Raw genomic sequence first — 16,262 nt, 5'->3', positions numbered from 1 at the left:
CAGAGGCTAGGTCCGGGGTCCCAGAAGTGTCAAGTGCGCTTGACGCTTTTGCGCGCTGACAGGAGCACCGATATTTTTTCTTTCTCTAAGATCATTGCCAAGTTCGTCAGGAAGCGTATCGTCACCGGCGCTGTCGGACATTGTGGCGACTTGGCTGTTTGAATCCAGGGGCCGACGAAGACAAAGAATAGACAGGCGAGCAACGCCGCACCCGATTCGCAAGCGCAGCCGCCGGCTCTTTCCGGGCCGGGGCCAGTGCAGGGAGGGATGCCGATGGGAGACTGGAGGCATTTCGGCGAGCGCCTGGAATACGGTCCGCCGTCGGCAGGCTGCGGGCCCGCGGGCGAGGCCGCCCCCGTTTTCAGAGACGCGGCGCTGGTCTGGTCCGAGCCGCAGCGGGCGCTCCCGGACGCCCTGGCGCGGGTGGTCGAGGCCGAGATCCTGCCCCGTCTTATGCTGGCCCATCGTCCCGCAACTGGCCGGCGCGGGCATCGCGAGCGCGGCCCGAGCCCGCAGGAGATCGCCGCGTTCAGCGCTCTGCTCCTCGCCCCCGGACCTGTGGATCTCGACGCCCAGGTCGAGGCCCTTCGCGACGGCGGCCTGCCCCTCGCCCGCCTCCTCCTCGACCTGCTCGCCCCGGCGGCGCGGCACCTCGGCGCGCTCTGGGAGGAGGATGCCTGCGACTTCCTCGCCGTCACGGAAGCGCTCGGGCGGCTCCAGGCGGTGAGTCGCCGGCTCTGCACGGAGTTGGAAAGCGAATCGGTGCCTGCCAACGGGCGCAGTGTCCTGCTCCTTCCCTGCCCCGGCGAGACCCACAGGTTCGGCCTGTCGATCGTGGCGAGCTTCTTCCGGGAAGCCGGCTGGGACGTGACCACGGCGGTGCCTGGTCCCGGCCTCGACCCGCTGGATCTCCTCGGAGCCGACTGGTTCGACGTGGTCGGCCTGTCGCTCTCCTGCGACGTGCTGCTGCCGGCCCTCTCGGAAACGGTTACGGATGTGCGGCGAGCCTCCCGCAATCCGGACATCCGCGTGCTTGTCGGGGGCCCGTATTTCGCGCGCCACGGCGGCGAGGCGGGGATCGTCGGGGCGGATGCCTGCGCGTCGGACGCGTGCCTGGCACCCGCCGCGGCGGAAGCTTTGCTGGACAGACGGGCATTGGCCTGCTGAAAGGGTGATACCTCAAAGATCACATTGCGGTGACCGTGACGCCCCAGCCTCGCCCCTCCCCGCAGCAGCCGCCCGCGGCCCTGCAGCAGGTGGCCGGCCACCTCGACGGAGAGGCGGTCGGGCGGATCGTTGCGGCCTCCGCCGACCTGTCGCTGGTGATCGACGCCGACGGGGTGATCCGGGACGCGACGATCGGTACCGATCTCGAGGCCGAGAACATTCCCGGCTGGCTGGGCCGGCGCTGGGTCGACACCGTGACGGTGGAGAGCCGGCCGAAGGTTGATGCCTTGCTGCGCGACGCCGGGCCCGAGGGCATCACGCGCTGGCGCCAGATCAACCATCCTTCGCCCAGCGGCATCGACCTGCCGATTCGCTACGCCTCGATACGCCCGGCCGAGGGCGGCCCGATCCTGGTGCTCGGGCGCGACATGCGGGCCGTGGCGGCGCTACAGCGCCGGCTCATGGAAACCCAGCAGGCGCTCGAACGGGACTATGACCGCCTGCGCGCCGCCGAGACCCGCTACCGGCTGCTGTTTCAGATCGCCGGCGAGCCGGTCCTCGTGGTGGATGCCGGGACGCGCCGGGTCTCTGAGGCCAACCCGGCTGCGGCGCGCCTGCTCGGGCGTCCCGCCAAGCGCATTGCCGGCCAGGACGCGGTGGACCTGTTCGACCCTGCCAGCGCCCGCGCCCTGGAGGCGCAGTTCGCCGCGCTGCGGGCGACCGGCCAGGCCGGAGAAGTTCGCGCGGTCCTGCCCCACGGGCGCGGCGAGGTAACGGTCTCGGCATCGCTGTTCCGTGGCGAGGGCGGCGCCAGCGCGTTGATGCGACTCGTGACCGATCCGGCGGTGGCGGAGGGGGGCGCGGACCAGGAGGCGCCGACCCGCGCGGTGATCGAGGCGATGCCAGAAGGCTTCGTCCTCACCGATCCGGCCCGGCGGGTGCTGACCGCCAACGCCGCCTTCCTGGAGCTTGCCCAACTCGCCACCGAGGGGCAGGCGCGAGGACGCAGCCTCGACCAGTGGCTCGGCCGCGACGAGACCGAGGCGCAGGCCCTGTTCGCGACGCTCGTCGATCACGGCGCCGTGCGCCGCTTCGCCACCGTCATCCGCGGGACCTTCGGCGGGATCGAGGATGTCGAGGTCGCCGCCGTCTCGGTGGCGGGATCCCGCCCGTGCCTCGGCTTCGCCGTCCGCCCCGCCCCGCGGCGGATCCCGGACGGGCGCTTCGGCCTCGGGCGAGAGGTGCCGCGCTCGGTGGAACAGATGGCGGAGCTGGTCGGCCGGGTCTCGATGAAGACCCTGGTCCGCGAGACCACCGATCTGATCGAGAAGCTCTGCATCGAGGCGGCTCTGCGGATCACCCGGGACAACCGCGCTTCGGCGGCGGAGATGCTGGGCCTGAGCCGGCAGGGCCTCTACGCGAAGATGCGTCGCTACGGCGTCGGCGATCTGGACGGACAGGCCGAGGAGGTCTGATCCAGCCGGGTCGGGTGACGGCGGGGACCTGATTTACGGCCATGGGTCTGTGAGCAGCATGGCCCGCGGGCAGCGCGTCGCGCGCATCACATCCAGCTGTGCCCACTGCGGAATCGCCGTCGATGAAACGACCCGTCGGTCCGAGGCGCGCCTCGAATCCGGAGCGGCGGCCGGTGTCAGGTTCTGGCCGATCGGCGGATCCGGATCTCGGGCTCTGCTCCGCGACGCCGGGATGACTGGGTGGATTGGCGACGGTGCGTCGATACGAAGGGGAGGCCGGAGTCGACCTGCCGTCGCCGACGATGCCGGTCGCACGGCGCGCCAACCGCGAAGAACCGTCGCGCTGCCGGTCCCTGCATGCGCGGCGGGCACGCCAGCGGGATAATGTATTTTTATCTCGCCGCTGTATTCATCCGACAAAGCCTGCGCGCTATCCGCCACGTCGTGTAAATCTGTCTTGACACTTCTGCCGGCCCCGGTAGCCTCCCGGTATGGCCGCCACGCCCGCCCCGAGCGCAGTCATCGAGCTGCTGAAGCCGATCACGTGGTTTGCGCCGATGTGGGCTTTCGCCTGCGGCGTGATCTCATCGGGGCAACCTGCGCACGGCCAGTGGCCGGTGATCGCCGCCGGGGTGCTGCTGGCCGGGCCGCTGGTCTGCGCCACCAGCCAGGCCGCGAACGACTGGTTCGACCGACACGTCGACGCCATCAACGAGCCGAACCGGCCGATTCCCTCGGGACGCATCCCCGGTCGCTGGGGCCTCTATCTCGCCCTGGGCTGGACGGGCCTGTCGCTGACGGTCGCAGCGGCGCTCGGGCCCTGGATCCTCGGAGCCGCCCTGTTCGGGCTGATCCTGGCCTGGATCTACTCGGCCCCGCCGGTGCGGCTGAAGCGGAACGGCTGGTGGGGCAACGCCGCGGTGGCGCTCTGCTACGAGGGGCTGCCCTGGTTCACCGGCGCCGCCGTGATGGCCGCGGCCCTGCCGGACCGGCGGGTGCTCGTCGTCGCGCTTCTCTACGCGGCCGGCGCCCACGGCATCATGACCCTCAACGATTTCAAGTCCGTCGAGGGCGACCGGCGGATGGGCCTGCTGTCGCTGCCGGTACAGATGGGCACGGAACGCGCGGCGCGTTTCGCCTGCCTGGTGATGGCGCTGCCGCAGGTCGCGGTGATCGCGCTCCTCGTCGGCTGGGAGCGGTACTGGCATGCCGGCCTCGTGGCGGCGCTGCTGGCGGGCCAGTTCGCCCTGATGGTGCGGTTCCTCGACAGCCCCCGGGAGCGGGCGGCTTGGTACAACGGCACCGGCACCACCCTCTACGTGCTCGGCATGCTGGTCGCGGCCTTCGCCCTGCGGCCGCTGGTGGGAGGGGTTTGATGGCATCGGACCCGAACGCAGGCCTCGGCTGGCCCCAGATCATCCGTCTCGGCCTCGTCCAGACCGCGCTCGGCAGCGTCGTCGTGCTAATGACCGCCACCCTCAACCGGGTGATGGTGGTGGAACTGGCGCTCCCCGCTTTCGTGCCGGGCCTGCTGGTCGCCCTGCACTATGCCGTGCAGGTGCTGCGCCCGCGCTGGGGCTACGGCTCCGATCGGAGCGGGCGGCGCACCCCCTGGATCGTCGGCGGCATGGCGGCCCTCTGCCTCGGCGGGTTCGGGGCCGCCTGCGGCACCGCGCTGGCGGCCGAGAACCTCGCCCTGGGTCTGGCGGTCGCCGCCGTCTCCTTCCTGTGCGTCGGCATGGGTGTCGGGGCGGCCGGCACCTCCCTCCTCGTCCTGCTGTCGGGGGGCGTGGCGCCGGCTCGGCGGGGCGCGGCCGCTACCATCGTCTGGGTGATGATGATCGTCGGCTTCGCGATCACAGCGCCGTTGGCCGGGCATTTCCTCGACCCGTTCTCGGGCCTGCGGCTCGTGGCGGTCTCCGGCACGGTCTCGCTCGTCGCCTTCTGCGTGGCGGCGCTCGCGGTCACGGGCGTCGAGCGCCGCCTGCCGGCCCGCGCCCCGGAGGCCCCGGAGGCGCGCCGGCCGTTCTTCACCGTGCTGACCCAGGTGCTGGCCGATCCCGTGGCCCGGACCTTCACGGTCTTCGTCTTCGTCTCGATGCTGGCTTACAGCGCCCAGGAACTGATCCTGGAGCCCTATGCCGGCCTCGTCTTCGCGATGAGTCCCGGCGCCACCACCAAGCTCGCCGGCCTCCAGCACGGCGGCGTGCTCGCCGGCATGCTGCTGGTGGCCGCGGTGACCCTCGCGGCCCGCGGGACCCCCCTGGCCTCCCTGCGGCTCTGGATCGGGATCGGCTGCGCCGGCTCGGCGGCTGCCCTCTTCGCCCTGGCGAGCGGCGCTGCCGCCGGATCGGACTTCCCCCTGCGCGAGACGGTCTTCGCCCTGGGGGTGGCCAACGGCGCCTACGCGGTCGCCGCCATCGGCTCGATGATGGCGCTCGCCGGCCGCGGCGACGCACGGGAGCGCGGCACCCGCATGGGCGTGTGGGGCGCCGCGCAGGGCGTCGCCTTCGGGGCCGGCGGCTTCCTCGGGGCGGTGGCGGTGGATGCGGTCCGGCTCGTCACCGCCGAACCCGTTCACGCCTACGCGGCGGTCTTCGCCGCTGAGGGCGTGCTGTTCCTCGTCGCGGTGGTCCTGGCGGCGCGGCTCGATTCCACCCCGGCACCGGTCCCGGTGTCGCTCGAACCTGCCTTCAGCGTGAGGTGAGGCCATGGCTCGGTTGGACGACGGCGGCCCCGGTCGCGACACCTATGACGTCGTCGTGGTCGGCGGCGGGCCGGCGGGCGCCACGGCGGCGACCGACCTCGCCCAGGCCGGCCACGCGGTGCTGCTCCTCGACAAGCCCGGCCGGATCAAGCCGTGCGGCGGCGCGATCCCACCGCGGCTGATCCGCGACTTCGCGATCCCCGACGCACTCCTGGTGGCGAAGATCCGGTCCGCCCGGATGGTGGCGCCGAGCGGCAAGGCCGTGGACATGCCGGTCGGCGAGGGCTTCGTCGGCATGGTCGACCGTGAGCATTTCGACCCATGGCTGCGCGCCCGGGCCGAGGCGGCCGGCGCCGACCTGCGCGAAGCCGCCTACGACCGGATCACCCGGCCCGATGACGGGCCGCCGCTCGTCCATTTCACCACCGGCGCGGGGGGCAGTCTCGCCCGCCACGCCGTGCGGGCGCGCCTCGTCATCGGTGCCGATGGGGCCTGCTCGCCGGTGGGCCGCGCTGAGGTACCGGGCCATGACAAGATGCGGCAGGTCTTCGCCTATCACGAGATCCTGCGGGTGCCGCAGGCCGGAGCGCCGGGGGCCGAGTCGGTCGAGCCGAGCCGCTGCGACGTCTACTACCAGGGCCGCCACTCGCCGGATTTCTACAGCTGGATCTTCCCCCACGGGGACACGCTCAGCATCGGCACCGGCAGCGCCAGGAAGGGCTTCTCGCTGCGCTCCTCGATCCGGGCCCTCCGCGCCGCCACCGGCCTAGACGGAGCCGAGACCGTGCGCCGCGAGGGCGCCCCGCTGCCGCTGAAGCCGCTGAAGCGTTGGGACAACGGTCGGGACGTGCTGCTCGCGGGCGACGCTGCCGGCGTGGTCGCGCCGGCCTCCGGCGAGGGGATCTACTACGCGATGCTCGGCGGGCGGCTGTCGGCCGAGGCCGGCGCCGCTTTCCTGCGGACCGGGGACGCGCGCGCCCTCGCGGGCGCGCGCAGGCAGTTCATGAAGCTGCACGGGCGCGTGTTCTGGATCCTCGGGATGATGCAGTGGGTCTGGTACCGCAGCGACGGGCTGCGCGAGCGCTTCGTCTCGATCTGCCGGGACAAGGATGTCCAGCAGCTCACCTGGGACAGCTACATGAACAAGGAGCTGGTCCGCGCGAAGCCCGCCGCCCACGCGCGGATCTTCTTCAAGGACCTCGCCCACCTGTTCCGCTGGGTCTCGCCGTGAGCCTCGGCCTCGCCGATCTGGGGCCGCCCGCGGTTGCGTCGGTCGCCGCCGCGCTGGTGGCCGCGGCCGGCGGCCTCGCGACCACCACCGGTCCGTGGTACCGGCGCCTGCGGGTCCCGGCCTGGAAGCCGCCGGACTGGGCGTTCGGGCCGGTCTGGGCGGTGATCTTCGCCCTCACCGCCACCGCGGCGGTCCTCGCCTGGGCCGGCGATACCGATCCGGCTGCGCGGGGTGTGCTGCTCGCCGCCTACGCGGCGAACGGTCTCCTCAACATCGCCTGGAGCATGCTGTTCTTCCGGTTCCGCCGGCCGGACTGGGCCCTCGCCGAGATCGCGGCCCTGTGGCTGTCCATCGCCGTGCTGGTCCTGGTCACGGGCCGCGTCTCCACCGGGGCGGGTCTCCTCAACCTTCCCTATCTCGCCTGGGTCAGCGTGGCGGCCTGCCTCAACCTGCGGATCGTGCGCCTCAACGCGCCCTTCGGGGAGCCGGCATGATGGAGGCGCTGTTCGCCTCCGGGCGGATCGTCGACGTCATCCTCCTGCTCGTGGCCGGGGAGGCGCTTGTCCTCGCTTGGCTCGGCCGCCGGGGCGGGCCGCCGCTGCCGTCCCTGCTGGCGAATCTGGCCTCCGGCGCCGCGCTGATGCTGGCCCTGCGGGCGGCGCTGGTAGGAGCCGGCTGGACGGCGGTCGCCGGGTGGATGCTCGCCGGCCTCGTCGCCCATCTGGTCGACCTCGTGCTGCGCTTCCGGGCGGCCACGGCACAACGCCGCAGCCGGGCGCAAACCGGAACAACGCCGCGAACGGCCGCGTTCACGCGCGTCACCTGATTGAAAGAACTCTAAAGACTCGCGGGAGGTTGCCATGACGCGCACGACCGAGCGCCCGAACACCCTCCCCCGCGGCTGGGCCTCCGGCCCGCTCCTTGCGGGTTTGCTCCTGGCCGGGCCGGCCCTCGCGCAGGACGGGTCGTCCGACCAGATCGAGCGCGGCAAGTATCTCGTGACCATGGGCGACTGCGCGGCCTGCCACACGGCGCCGGGCGGCAAGTACCTCGCCGGGAACTACGCGCTCAACATGCCCTTCGGCGTGATCATGACCCCCAACCTGACCCCCGATAAGGAGACCGGGCTCGGCGATTACGCCTACGCCGACTTCGAGAAGTCGTTCCGGCAGGGTTACAGCAAGCATGTTGGCTACCTGTACCCGGCCTTCCCGTTCGCTTGGTACACCAAGGTCAGCGACGAGGACACGAAGGCGATCTGGGCCTATCTGCAATCGATTCCGGCGGTCAGCGAGAAGCGCAAGGAAAGCCAGATCCCGTTCCCGTTCAACGTCCGCACCGCGCTGGTCACGTGGCGGACGGCGTTCTTCACTGAGGAGCGCTTCAAGCCGGATCCGGGCGCCAGCGCCGAGGTGAACCGCGGGGGCTACCTCGTGGAGGGGCTCGGCCACTGCGCCATGTGTCACAACGAGAATAAGATCGTCGGTAATTCAAGCTTTGCCGGCCGTTTCGGCGGCGGCGTGATCGACGGCTGGTATGCTCCCAACATCACGCCGGACGGCCATCAGGGCATCGGCGCCTGGACCGACGAGCAGGTGGTCACCTACCTCAAGACCGGCACCGCCCCGGGCGACCGACCCGGCGTCGCGGCCGGCCCGATGCGCCAGACCATCATGGAATCCCTCTCCAAGGTGAAGGAGGAGGATCTCAAGGCGATGGTCGCCTACCTGCGCACGATCCCCGCCAAGCAGACCTACAAGGCCAAGGACCTCGCGGCCTTCGACGCCCCCGGGGCGCCAGGCGCCTCGACCTACCTGACCTACTGCTCCTCCTGCCACCAGCCCGACGGGAAGGGAATCGAGGGCGCGGTGCCGGCGCTCGCGGGCAACACCTCCGTCCAGTCCGAGGGGCCCGAGACGGTGTTGCGGGTGATCTACGGCGGCCTCGCGGCCCAGAGCGGCCTCGCTCCGATGGTGGCGATCGGCCAGCAGATGACGGACGTCGAGGTGAAGAACGTCACCGACTACATCCGCAACTCGTGGGGCAACAAGGCTCCGCCGGTGACCGGCGACAAGGCCTCGGATGCCCGCGCCGCCACCAAGACCATGCTGGCCGGCACCGCCCCCTGCGCGGAGATCGAGCAGGACAAGCTGAAGGCTGCGTTCGACCAGCTCAAGGTGCAGGACACCCTCAGGGGCGTGAAGCAGCAGGACTTCGTGCCGACGCTGGTCCGGCTGGTGCCGCAGATCAAGGGAGCCTCGACGGGCGCCACCGACGACGACGTCGTCAACGCGCTGACAACGGCCTTCTGCAAGGTGGGTCGCGACGACCCGCAATACGGCAAGCCGAGCTGGCCCGCGGTGATCGGCACCTTCGCCAACGTCGCCTACAGCCAGGTGAAGAACCCGGAGAAGCAGGCGGCAAACGTGCCGACCGCCACGACGCCGCCGGCCGGGAAGAACTGAGGCCTCTCTCCCAACATCCGTCCGGGGCTGCCTGCGTGGCCCCGGACCGAAGGGCCGGTGATCGCTGGGAACGGACACCGTTGCGCTTCGTTTGAGCGGGGACTGTCCAGCCCCAGCCCCGGAGTGTCCGTGTCCAGCCTCGTTCGCATTCTGCTCGCGATCTTTTTCCCGCCCATCGCCGTCCTCGTCACGACGGGCTTCGGCCTGCAGTTCCTGCTCAACATCGTGCTGTGGATCCTGGGTTGGCTGCCCGGCACTGTCCACGCCCTGTGGCTGATGAACCGCGATCGCCCCCTGGTCTGAGCGCCGTCGCCCGGCCGGACCCTCGGAGCGATGCCGGGCGCGCATCGATCGATGCATCACCAGTGTTGGACACCCGGATCGAACGGCGTCACCCATGGGGCGGCCGCGACGCGCGCGGCGCTCAAGCTCCCGGGACGACAGCATGATTCAGGACACCGTCACAGGCATCCGCCTGCGGTCCGTCGCCCTGCCGCTCCAGACGCCGATCAGCGACGCCAAGGTGCTCACCGGCCGCCAGAAGCCGATGACCGAGATCGCGATCCTGTTCTGCGAGGTCGAGAGCGGCGAAGGCCATCGCGGCCTTGGGATCAGCTACTCCAAGCGCGCCGGGGGCCCGGGGCAGTTCGCCCATGCCCGGGAGATCGCCCCGGCACTCCTCGGTGAGGATCCCAGCGACATCGCCAAGGCCTGGGACAAGCTCGCCTGGGCCGGCGCCTCCGCGGGCCGCAGCGGCCTCGCCGTCCAGGCGATCGGTGCCTTCGACGTGGCGCTGTGGGACGTGAAGGCGCGACGGGCCGGCCTGCCGCTGGCCAAGCTCCTCGGGGCGCAGCGCGACAGCGTCCGCTGCTACAACACATCCGGCGGCTTCCTGCACACGCCGCTGGAGGAACTCTTGGTCAACACCGACCGGTCCCGGAAGAAGGGCATCGGCGGCATCAAGCTGAAGGTCGGCCAGCCGGACTGGGCCGAGGACATCCGGCGCGTGTCCCGCGTACGCGAACACCTGGGCGACGTCTTCCCCCTCATGGTCGATGCCAACCAGCAATGGGACCGGCCGACCGCCATGCGGATGGGCCGGACCTTCGAGCGGTTCAACCTGATCTGGATCGAGGAGCCCCTCGACTGCACCGACGCGGCCGGCCACGCTGCGCTGGCCGCTGCCCTCGACACGCCGATCGCGACCGGCGAGATGCTGACCAGCGTGTCCGAGCACTGGGACTTCATCCGCCAGGGCGGCGCGGACTTCCTGATGCCCGACGCCCCGCGCGTCGGCGGCATCACGCCCTTCCTGAAGATCGCGACGCTCGCCGAGTTCGCCGGACTGACGATCGCGCCGCATTTCTCCATGGAACTTCACATCCATCTCGCCGCCGCGATGCAGCGGGAACCCTGGGTCGAGCATTTCGAGTGGCTGGAGCCGCTGTTCAACGAGCGCCTGGACCTGGAAGACGGACGCATGCTGGTGCCGACCCGGCCGGGGCTCGGCCTGTCCCTGAGCGAGCAGGCACTTGCCTGGACGCGCGAGACGGCGGGATTTGGCAGCCTGGGCTGAGCAGCGACATCCGATCAGCCGGACCCGGCCTCGGCGCGAAAGCGACTGACGATCGTTCGGTCGCTTTCGGGTCGCTGCCCTGCTCACGGCGCGGGGATGCTCGATGCGGTTCGGATCGCGGGACCCTCGCAGGCTGGAGGCTGGCGCCAAGCCGCGAGCCTCGCGCGCTTCATCAGACGCCCGTCCCATCCCGTCCCTGCTTGAATCGATGAACGTGCGGACGGCGACCGCGTTCAAGGTCAGCTACGCGGCACGCTCGATCCCTGGAGCCAAGCTCCCGGATCGCGTCGGAGGGAAGGAAGCAGGATCCGGATGAGACTCTTGGCACTCGCGGCCGTCTCGTGTTGGGCCGCAGCCGTCGCGGCTTCTGAGCAGGGCAGCCCGACACTTCTCAGTGAAGGCAACTGGGCTCTGAATCGCGTCGATGACAGGGCCGCGAACGGATCGGACTGCGTCGCGGTCCCGAAAGCGCCGTCCCGCATCCAGGTCGGCCTGGAGCGCCTGACCGTCACGGGCCTGCCGAAAAACTCGATATTTAACTATCAATACCGGATCGACGATGGGCCCGCTTCAACGCCAGTAATTCCGTCTGCCGACATGCAGAACGAGGGCAATCTATATTTTAAAGGCGACGTATTCGACGAGATTCTGCGCGGCCACAGGTTCAGGATCCGTATCCTCGACCGTTGGCACGAGGCGATCACCGAAGATGTCGATCTCGCTGGCCTCGGACATCTGCACGCCCGGATGTTGGACGCCTGCAAATCGGGCCGCCCCGCGCCCGATGTGAAATGAACGGGCGACGCATCTGGACCGAAGGTCGAGTGCGCGGTCGAGGCGATGAGGTCTGGCCCGGAGCGGTCCGTTCGTCCTGACGGGAAACACCCTCCCCGGCCCCCGTCCGGGCGCTTGCGCGTCTGGGACCGGCGGGATCGGGGAGCCCGGATGAGCCATCCGAGACGTCGCCTCAGGGCTTGGATTTCTCGGCTTCGCCCTTCCGCAGGGCGAGCTTCGCCTCGGCCTTGCCGTCCCCCTTGGCCTCGACCTTCGCGGTCTTCATCGGGTGGGCTGCGGTATGCGCCTTGGCGTTCGGCTTCGGCGGCGCCTCCACGGCGTGCGCGACCTTGACCGGTTCCGGCACCACGGCGGCGTCGACAGCCGGAGTCGGCGACGGCGCCGGATTGTCCTTCGCGAACAGCTTGCCGAACAGTTTCTGATAGCTGCTCGGATCGCCGTCCGCGTCCGCCACCGCGATCCGTGCGGGCTTCTCGGGGAGCGCGGCGGTGGTATCGACCCTGGCGTCGGGTTCGACACGGTTCGCCATGAGGGTCGCGGGCGCCGGCTTGACCGCGCCCTTGGCGCCGGCCTTCACCGCCTTCGCGGGTACCGGCTCCGCGCCCGCCAGCATTGTCGGCTGGCCCTTCGGGCCGACCTCGATCTCCTGCGGCCCTGCCGCCAGGGTCTCGGGGCGGCTCACGTCGCCGAGGTTGTGCCGGCCGTATTCCTTGGCGTCGTAGGGCAGCACCGTCTCGGTGCCGCCGAGGCTCGCGAAGGCGCTCGCGTTCTGCGGACGGAAGACCGGATTCTGGCCGCCATCCTGGTAAACAACTCGAACAGCCGGCGTGCCCTTGGCGACGAGGTCCGTGACGGCGCGCTCGTCGCGCTCGCTCTTCTCGGCCACCTGGGGATCGATTTTTGGCTTGCACGAGCCCGCCGCCGCGTCGGCGCCGCCGAACACGTACTTGGTGCCGCACTGGCCGACCTTCGGCTCCTCGCGCAGGGCTTCGAAATAGTCCGAGCCTTCCTTCAGGTTCCGCCAGAACCCGATATTCGGGTCGTTGCGGAACTTGGCCATGTTCTCGGCCGTCATCCGGAACGGGTAGGACTGGAACTGGAAGCTGCGCTGGCCGCCGATGAAGGCCTCGCGGGCCACCGCGTAGATCTCGGCAATGGTCGCATCGGTCATGGCGAAACAGCCCGCCGACGAGCAGGTGCCGTGGACCATCAGGTACCTGCCGCTGCGCCCGTTGGCCCGGTCGACCGCGTTGGGGAAGCCGGTATCGAACGAGAGATAATACGAAGAATTCGGGTTCATCAGGCCCGGCGTGATCGTGTAGAAACCCTCCGGCGCCTGCCGGTCGCCTTCGCGGGTCTTGGGGCCGAGCTGGCCGGACCAGCGGCAGATCGGGTAGGTCTTGAGGAGGGCGTAGCGGCCGTCGCTCCCCCGCTTCCAGACCTCCATCTCCGCTTCCTTCTTATAGGTGCGGATCAGGATCGGATCGGATTGCTGCATCCCCTTGGTCTGCATCAGGGCCAGCGTCTGCGGAGCGATCGGCGCCAGGCTGCGGGCGCTCGGTCCGTTGATCCCGGACCCGTCCTGGCAGGCGGCAAGGGAGAGGGCCAGCAGGGAAGCGGCCGCCAGAATCCGCGCAGTCGCGAGACGCGCCGTCATGGGGAACCTCAATCGTCCTACGCGCGCCCGCGGGCTTTGATTAGCCGACGTCGGGCGCCACTCCCCAACCCAATACGCTCGTTAAGCTTGCACCTTCCTTACCGCAAGGACGCAGGCGCAACACTGCACCGCTCTCTCCGGTGGACGACCGGCTCACCCGCAGACGACACCGATGGCCACGGACCTGCGCACCCCGCGGCGCAGCCCCGCGATCAGCAGCCGAGCGGCCGTGGCGAGCGGCACCGCCGTCCAGCCGAGGCCGGCAACGGTGACCCCGCCGCAGACGGCCGCCCCGATCCCGTTGCCGAGGTTGAAGGCGCCGATTGTCATCGCCAGCCTGACCACGCTCAAAGCTGCAGTTTATAGCCCTGGTGCGACGGCGCGAAGCCAAGCCGCTCGTAGAAGCGGTGCGCGTCCAGCCGCCTCTTGTCCGTGGTCAATTGCACCATTGCGCAGCCGCGCTCGCGACAGGCATCGATTGCCCAGGTCAACAGGGCTTCGCCGAGCCCTTCCCCCCGTCGTTCACGCGCGATGCGGACAGCCTCGATCAGGCCTCGCCTCGACCCCTTGCGGGAGAGGCCTGCGATGAACGTGAGCTGCAGAGTTCCAACGATGGACGCGCCGATTTCCGCGACGCAGAGAAACTGGTGTGGATCGGCGTCGATCTCGGCGAAGGCATCGCGGTACTGCTGCGAAGCGGACTCCCAGGGCTCTTCGCGGCTCGACCCAAACTCGTCGTCGGCCAGCAGCGCAACGATCGTCTGGACATCCGCAAGGACCGCACGGCGGACTCGCATCTCACGTCTGCTCATCGCTCATCGTCCCTTGGATGGCCGCTCGCGGCACTCTCCGGCCATCGGCGGACCAGGGCTTCGCAGCAGGCACCGGCCCCGACGCGGATATCGCTCCCTGCTTCGCGGCGCCGACATTTGGATCCGAGTCCGTCGCTCACAAATGCCCTCTCCCGCGACACTGGCTCGCCCGGACCTGCTCAAGGCCAGGGCTGGTCCGGCGAACGAGGCCGTGCTGTCCTGCTCTGCGCCGCATGGGCGGCTCCGGTCCTCAATCCCCTTCAGCCGAACAGAGCCGGTCGCCGCATCGCCTCGCCGCGGATGATTTCCACCAGAGCCGCGTCGTCGGTCGGATCGGCCAGCCGCAGGCCCACCGGCTCCGAGGGTGTCTGGACAGTGAGCCAGCGTAGCGACGGCCGAAGATCCACCGCCTCCGTCACCGCCATGCGCGGGTGCCCGGTCTCAAGCTGCAGGAAGGTCAGGTGGTTGCGGCTCGCCCGGGCCTGGAGCAGGTCGTCGATCGCCTCCACCACGTCCCGGGGCGTATGGAGATGGGTCATCATCCACACCCGGTTCTCGGTGCCGGGCGTGTCCAGAGCCGTGCGGATCCGGCGCACGCCCTCGGTGAGGAAGGCATAGTCCGCCGCGTTCGCCGCCGGGTCGTGGTGGTTGAACACGCATTCGAGCCCGTGCCGCTCGCGGTAGAGGCGGTGGCGTCCGCGCCAGATGTCGGGGCCGCGCCGCTCCATCTCCGGGATGCTCTCGAGCTGGTCGCGGTCGAGGAGCGCGGCGAAATCGTCGGCGAGGCAGTCCCGGGCCATGCCCGGCATGGAGAAGATCCAGTCCAGCGGGCCCGACCACTGGCGCAGGTCGAGGGTCTTGAGCACGTGCGCCATCTGGCAGTTGCAGCCCAGCGACACGTGGTTGTGTCGACCCGGCTCGCGGGCGTCCCGCCGGCCGAGAAGCCGCCCGAGGGCGCCGAGCAGGCCACCCGTCGCCCCGGCTCCGGTCACAGGGTCCGGCCGATGGCGAGGAATTTCTCCGCGCGCCGGTCGCGGATCTCGGCCGGCGAGAGCCCGTCGAACTGGGCCAGCGACTCGGCGATGGCCTGGCCGGCGGCGCGGATCGCCGCCTCGCGGTCGCGATGCGCGCCGCCGGTGGCCTCCGGGATGATCGCATCGATGACGCCGAGGCGCAGCAGATCCTGCGCGGTGATCTTCATGGCGGTGGCGGCGTCGGAGGCGCGGCCCTGGTCGCGCCACAGGATCGAGGCGGCACCCTCGGGGGAGATCACCCCGTAGATCGCGTGTTCCAGCATCAGGACCCGGTTGGCGGTGGCGAGCGCGATGGCGCCCCCCGAGCCGCCCTCCCCGATCACCACGGCGACGTTGGGCACGCCGAGGGCGAGGCAGGCCTCGGTGGAGCGGGCGATGGCCTCGGCCTGGCCGCGCTCCTCCGCCTCGATGCCCGGATAGGCGCCCGCCGTGTCCACGAAAGCGATGACCGGCAGGCCGAACCGGTCGGCGGTCTCCATCAGGCGGACCGCCTTGCGGTAGCCCTCGGGCCGGGCCATGCCGAAATTGTGCTTGAGCCGGGCCTCGGTGGTGGCGCCCTTCTCCTGGCCGAGCACAAGGACCGGGCGTCCGCGGAAGCGGCCGAGGCCGCCCAGGATCGCGGCGTCCTCGCCGAAGCTGCGGTCGCCGGCGAGGGGCGTGAACTCAGTGATGAGGCCGCCACAATAATCGACAAAGTGCGGCCGCTGCGGGTGGCGGGCCACCTGGGTCTTCTGCCAGGGGGTGAGGTTGGCGTAGATCTCAGCGAGCGCCTGGCCGGCCTTGGCTTCCAGCCGGCCGACCTCCTCGGCGATGGAGACCGCGCCGTCGCGCTCGCCGACCGCCCGCAGCTCCTCGAGCTTGGCCTCCAGCTCGGCAACCGGCTTCTCGAAGTCGAGGTAGGTGCGCGTCACCGCCATCGTATCACAGGTCTTCCCGGGGGCCGCCGCAGCGAGGCGGCGGGCGCGAGGTGTTGGCGATGCCGGGGGTGGTGTCAACCGGCCTGTTGACCGAGGCAGGGACACGAAGGTGGACCGGCACGGCCCCGCGATGCTCCGGGATGGCAGCGTGGCTCCCGCGACAGACGTCGGGCGAGATCCACGCCGCGGCGATGGGCGTCGCGGTGCAGAACGCCGTCCTCGTCCAGGAGACGCTCCTCGACCGCCTCCGTTTCGGCCCGGCGGGAGAGCTTGGGGCGGCGAGTCTCCCCGGCGGTCGCGCCGCGCCCGGTACGGCACTTCCGACGATTTACGATGCCCTATCGAGGATCCCGTCCGGGGGCTCCTCCCGATGGTGCCTACCAGGCGAACGTGGCACTCTGGGGCTAGGGGCTTGGCACGTCCGGC

At 70.4% G+C, this 16,262-nt stretch carries 16 protein-coding genes; 11 read left to right on the top strand and 5 right to left on the bottom strand.

The genetic code is table 11. The features are described 5' to 3' along the window. Positions 1-273 precede the first annotated feature (273 nt). The 11 genes from MMSR116_RS21950 (at position 274) to MMSR116_RS21900 (ending at position 11,416) form a co-directional block, all read left to right on the top strand. Positions 274-1,167 carry a cobalamin B12-binding domain-containing protein gene (locus MMSR116_RS21950; RefSeq protein WP_010686361.1) on the top strand — a complete coding sequence of 298 codons (894 nt, stop codon included), beginning with the start codon at positions 274-276 and terminating at the stop codon, positions 1,165-1,167. Between the two features lie 29 nt (positions 1,168-1,196). Further along, on the top strand, positions 1,197-2,642 hold the full coding sequence (gene ppsR, locus MMSR116_RS21945; protein ID WP_010686362.1) for a transcriptional regulator PpsR: 1,446 nt from the start codon (positions 1,197-1,199) through the stop codon (positions 2,640-2,642). A 491-nt stretch (positions 2,643-3,133) separates the two neighbouring features. Then, positions 3,134-4,018, top strand: a complete 885-nt coding sequence (chlG, locus tag MMSR116_RS21940; RefSeq protein WP_010686363.1) for a chlorophyll synthase ChlG — start codon at positions 3,134-3,136, stop codon at positions 4,016-4,018. Next, entirely contained in the window at positions 4,018-5,349 is a 1,332-nt protein-coding gene (locus MMSR116_RS21935; protein ID WP_010686364.1) for a BCD family MFS transporter, read from the top strand. Before chlG ends, MMSR116_RS21935 begins: the two co-directional genes overlap by 1 nt. Before the next feature lie 4 nt (positions 5,350-5,353). Next, positions 5,354-6,580: a geranylgeranyl diphosphate reductase gene (locus tag MMSR116_RS21930; RefSeq protein WP_010686365.1), complete on the top strand. Its 1,227-nt coding sequence runs from the start codon at positions 5,354-5,356 to the stop codon at positions 6,578-6,580. After that, complete coding sequence (locus MMSR116_RS21925) at positions 6,577-7,074, top strand: TspO/MBR family protein (protein ID WP_010686366.1); 498 nt, start codon at positions 6,577-6,579, stop codon at positions 7,072-7,074. Before MMSR116_RS21930 ends, MMSR116_RS21925 begins: the two co-directional genes overlap by 4 nt. Beyond that, on the top strand, positions 7,074-7,406 hold the full coding sequence (locus tag MMSR116_RS21920; RefSeq protein ID WP_010686367.1) for a hypothetical protein: 333 nt from the start codon (positions 7,074-7,076) through the stop codon (positions 7,404-7,406). Before MMSR116_RS21925 ends, MMSR116_RS21920 begins: the two co-directional genes overlap by 1 nt. A 34-nt stretch (positions 7,407-7,440) precedes the next feature. Next, entirely contained in the window at positions 7,441-9,045 is a 1,605-nt protein-coding gene (locus MMSR116_RS21915; RefSeq protein WP_010686368.1) for a cytochrome c, read from the top strand. Between the two features lie 129 nt (positions 9,046-9,174). Further along, positions 9,175-9,348, top strand: a complete 174-nt coding sequence (locus MMSR116_RS21910; RefSeq protein WP_010686369.1) for a YqaE/Pmp3 family membrane protein — start codon at positions 9,175-9,177, stop codon at positions 9,346-9,348. 142 nt (positions 9,349-9,490) lie between these two features. Beyond that, the gene (locus MMSR116_RS21905; protein ID WP_010686370.1) at positions 9,491-10,621 is read left to right on the top strand and encodes an L-talarate/galactarate dehydratase; all 1,131 of its coding nucleotides are present in this window, start codon (positions 9,491-9,493) and stop codon (positions 10,619-10,621) included. Positions 10,622-10,942: 321 nt separating this feature from the next. After that, positions 10,943-11,416, top strand: coding sequence for a hypothetical protein (locus MMSR116_RS21900; RefSeq protein WP_158169099.1), 474 nt, complete (start codon positions 10,943-10,945; stop codon positions 11,414-11,416). Positions 11,417-11,588: 172 nt separating this feature from the next. On the opposite strand, the gene MMSR116_RS21895 is transcribed toward MMSR116_RS21900, so the two are convergent. From MMSR116_RS21895 to MMSR116_RS21875, 5 genes are all read right to left on the bottom strand, one after another. Further along, a complete protein-coding gene (locus tag MMSR116_RS21895) occupies positions 11,589-13,073 on the bottom strand; it encodes a L,D-transpeptidase family protein (protein WP_010686372.1) in 1,485 nt (494 codons plus the stop codon). A 153-nt stretch (positions 13,074-13,226) separates the two neighbouring features. Then, positions 13,227-13,403, bottom strand: coding sequence for a hypothetical protein (locus MMSR116_RS21890; RefSeq protein WP_010686373.1), 177 nt, complete (start codon positions 13,401-13,403; stop codon positions 13,227-13,229). 17 nt (positions 13,404-13,420) lie between these two features. Next, positions 13,421-13,885, bottom strand: coding sequence for a GNAT family N-acetyltransferase (locus tag MMSR116_RS21885; RefSeq protein ID WP_010686374.1), 465 nt, complete (start codon positions 13,883-13,885; stop codon positions 13,421-13,423). A gap of 260 nt (positions 13,886-14,145) precedes the next feature. Continuing rightward, positions 14,146-14,877, bottom strand: coding sequence for a DUF1796 family putative cysteine peptidase (locus MMSR116_RS21880; RefSeq protein ID WP_010686375.1), 732 nt, complete (start codon positions 14,875-14,877; stop codon positions 14,146-14,148). Continuing rightward, complete coding sequence (locus MMSR116_RS21875; RefSeq protein ID WP_010686376.1) at positions 14,874-15,836, bottom strand: acetyl-CoA carboxylase carboxyltransferase subunit alpha; 963 nt, start codon at positions 15,834-15,836, stop codon at positions 14,874-14,876. Before MMSR116_RS21875 ends, MMSR116_RS21880 begins: the two co-directional genes overlap by 4 nt. Between the last annotated feature and the right edge of the window lie 426 nt (positions 15,837-16,262).

The organism is Methylobacterium mesophilicum SR1.6/6 (genome assembly GCF_000364445.2).
Classification (GTDB): Bacteria; Pseudomonadota; Alphaproteobacteria; order Rhizobiales; family Beijerinckiaceae; genus Methylobacterium; species Methylobacterium mesophilicum_A.
This window is presented reverse-complemented; position numbering and strand designations above follow the sequence as displayed.

Coding starts and splice junctions, on each gene's coding strand:
- MMSR116_RS21930 (WP_010686365.1), top strand. CDS start 5,354: ATGGCTCGGTTGGACGACGGCGGCCCCGGTCGCGACACCTATGACGTC.
- MMSR116_RS21950 (WP_010686361.1), top strand. CDS start 274: ATGGGAGACTGGAGGCATTTCGGCGAGCGCCTGGAATACGGTCCGCCG.
- MMSR116_RS21890 (WP_010686373.1), bottom strand. CDS start 13,403: ATGACAATCGGCGCCTTCAACCTCGGCAACGGGATCGGGGCGGCCGTC.
- MMSR116_RS21905 (WP_010686370.1), top strand. CDS start 9,491: ATGATTCAGGACACCGTCACAGGCATCCGCCTGCGGTCCGTCGCCCTG.
- MMSR116_RS21875 (WP_010686376.1), bottom strand. CDS start 15,836: ATGGCGGTGACGCGCACCTACCTCGACTTCGAGAAGCCGGTTGCCGAG.
- chlG (WP_010686363.1), top strand. CDS start 3,134: ATGGCCGCCACGCCCGCCCCGAGCGCAGTCATCGAGCTGCTGAAGCCG.
- MMSR116_RS21920 (WP_010686367.1), top strand. CDS start 7,074: ATGGAGGCGCTGTTCGCCTCCGGGCGGATCGTCGACGTCATCCTCCTG.
- MMSR116_RS21915 (WP_010686368.1), top strand. CDS start 7,441: ATGACGCGCACGACCGAGCGCCCGAACACCCTCCCCCGCGGCTGGGCC.
- MMSR116_RS21935 (WP_010686364.1), top strand. CDS start 4,018: ATGGCATCGGACCCGAACGCAGGCCTCGGCTGGCCCCAGATCATCCGT.
- MMSR116_RS21885 (WP_010686374.1), bottom strand. CDS start 13,885: ATGAGCAGACGTGAGATGCGAGTCCGCCGTGCGGTCCTTGCGGATGTC.
- MMSR116_RS21895 (WP_010686372.1), bottom strand. CDS start 13,073: ATGACGGCGCGTCTCGCGACTGCGCGGATTCTGGCGGCCGCTTCCCTG.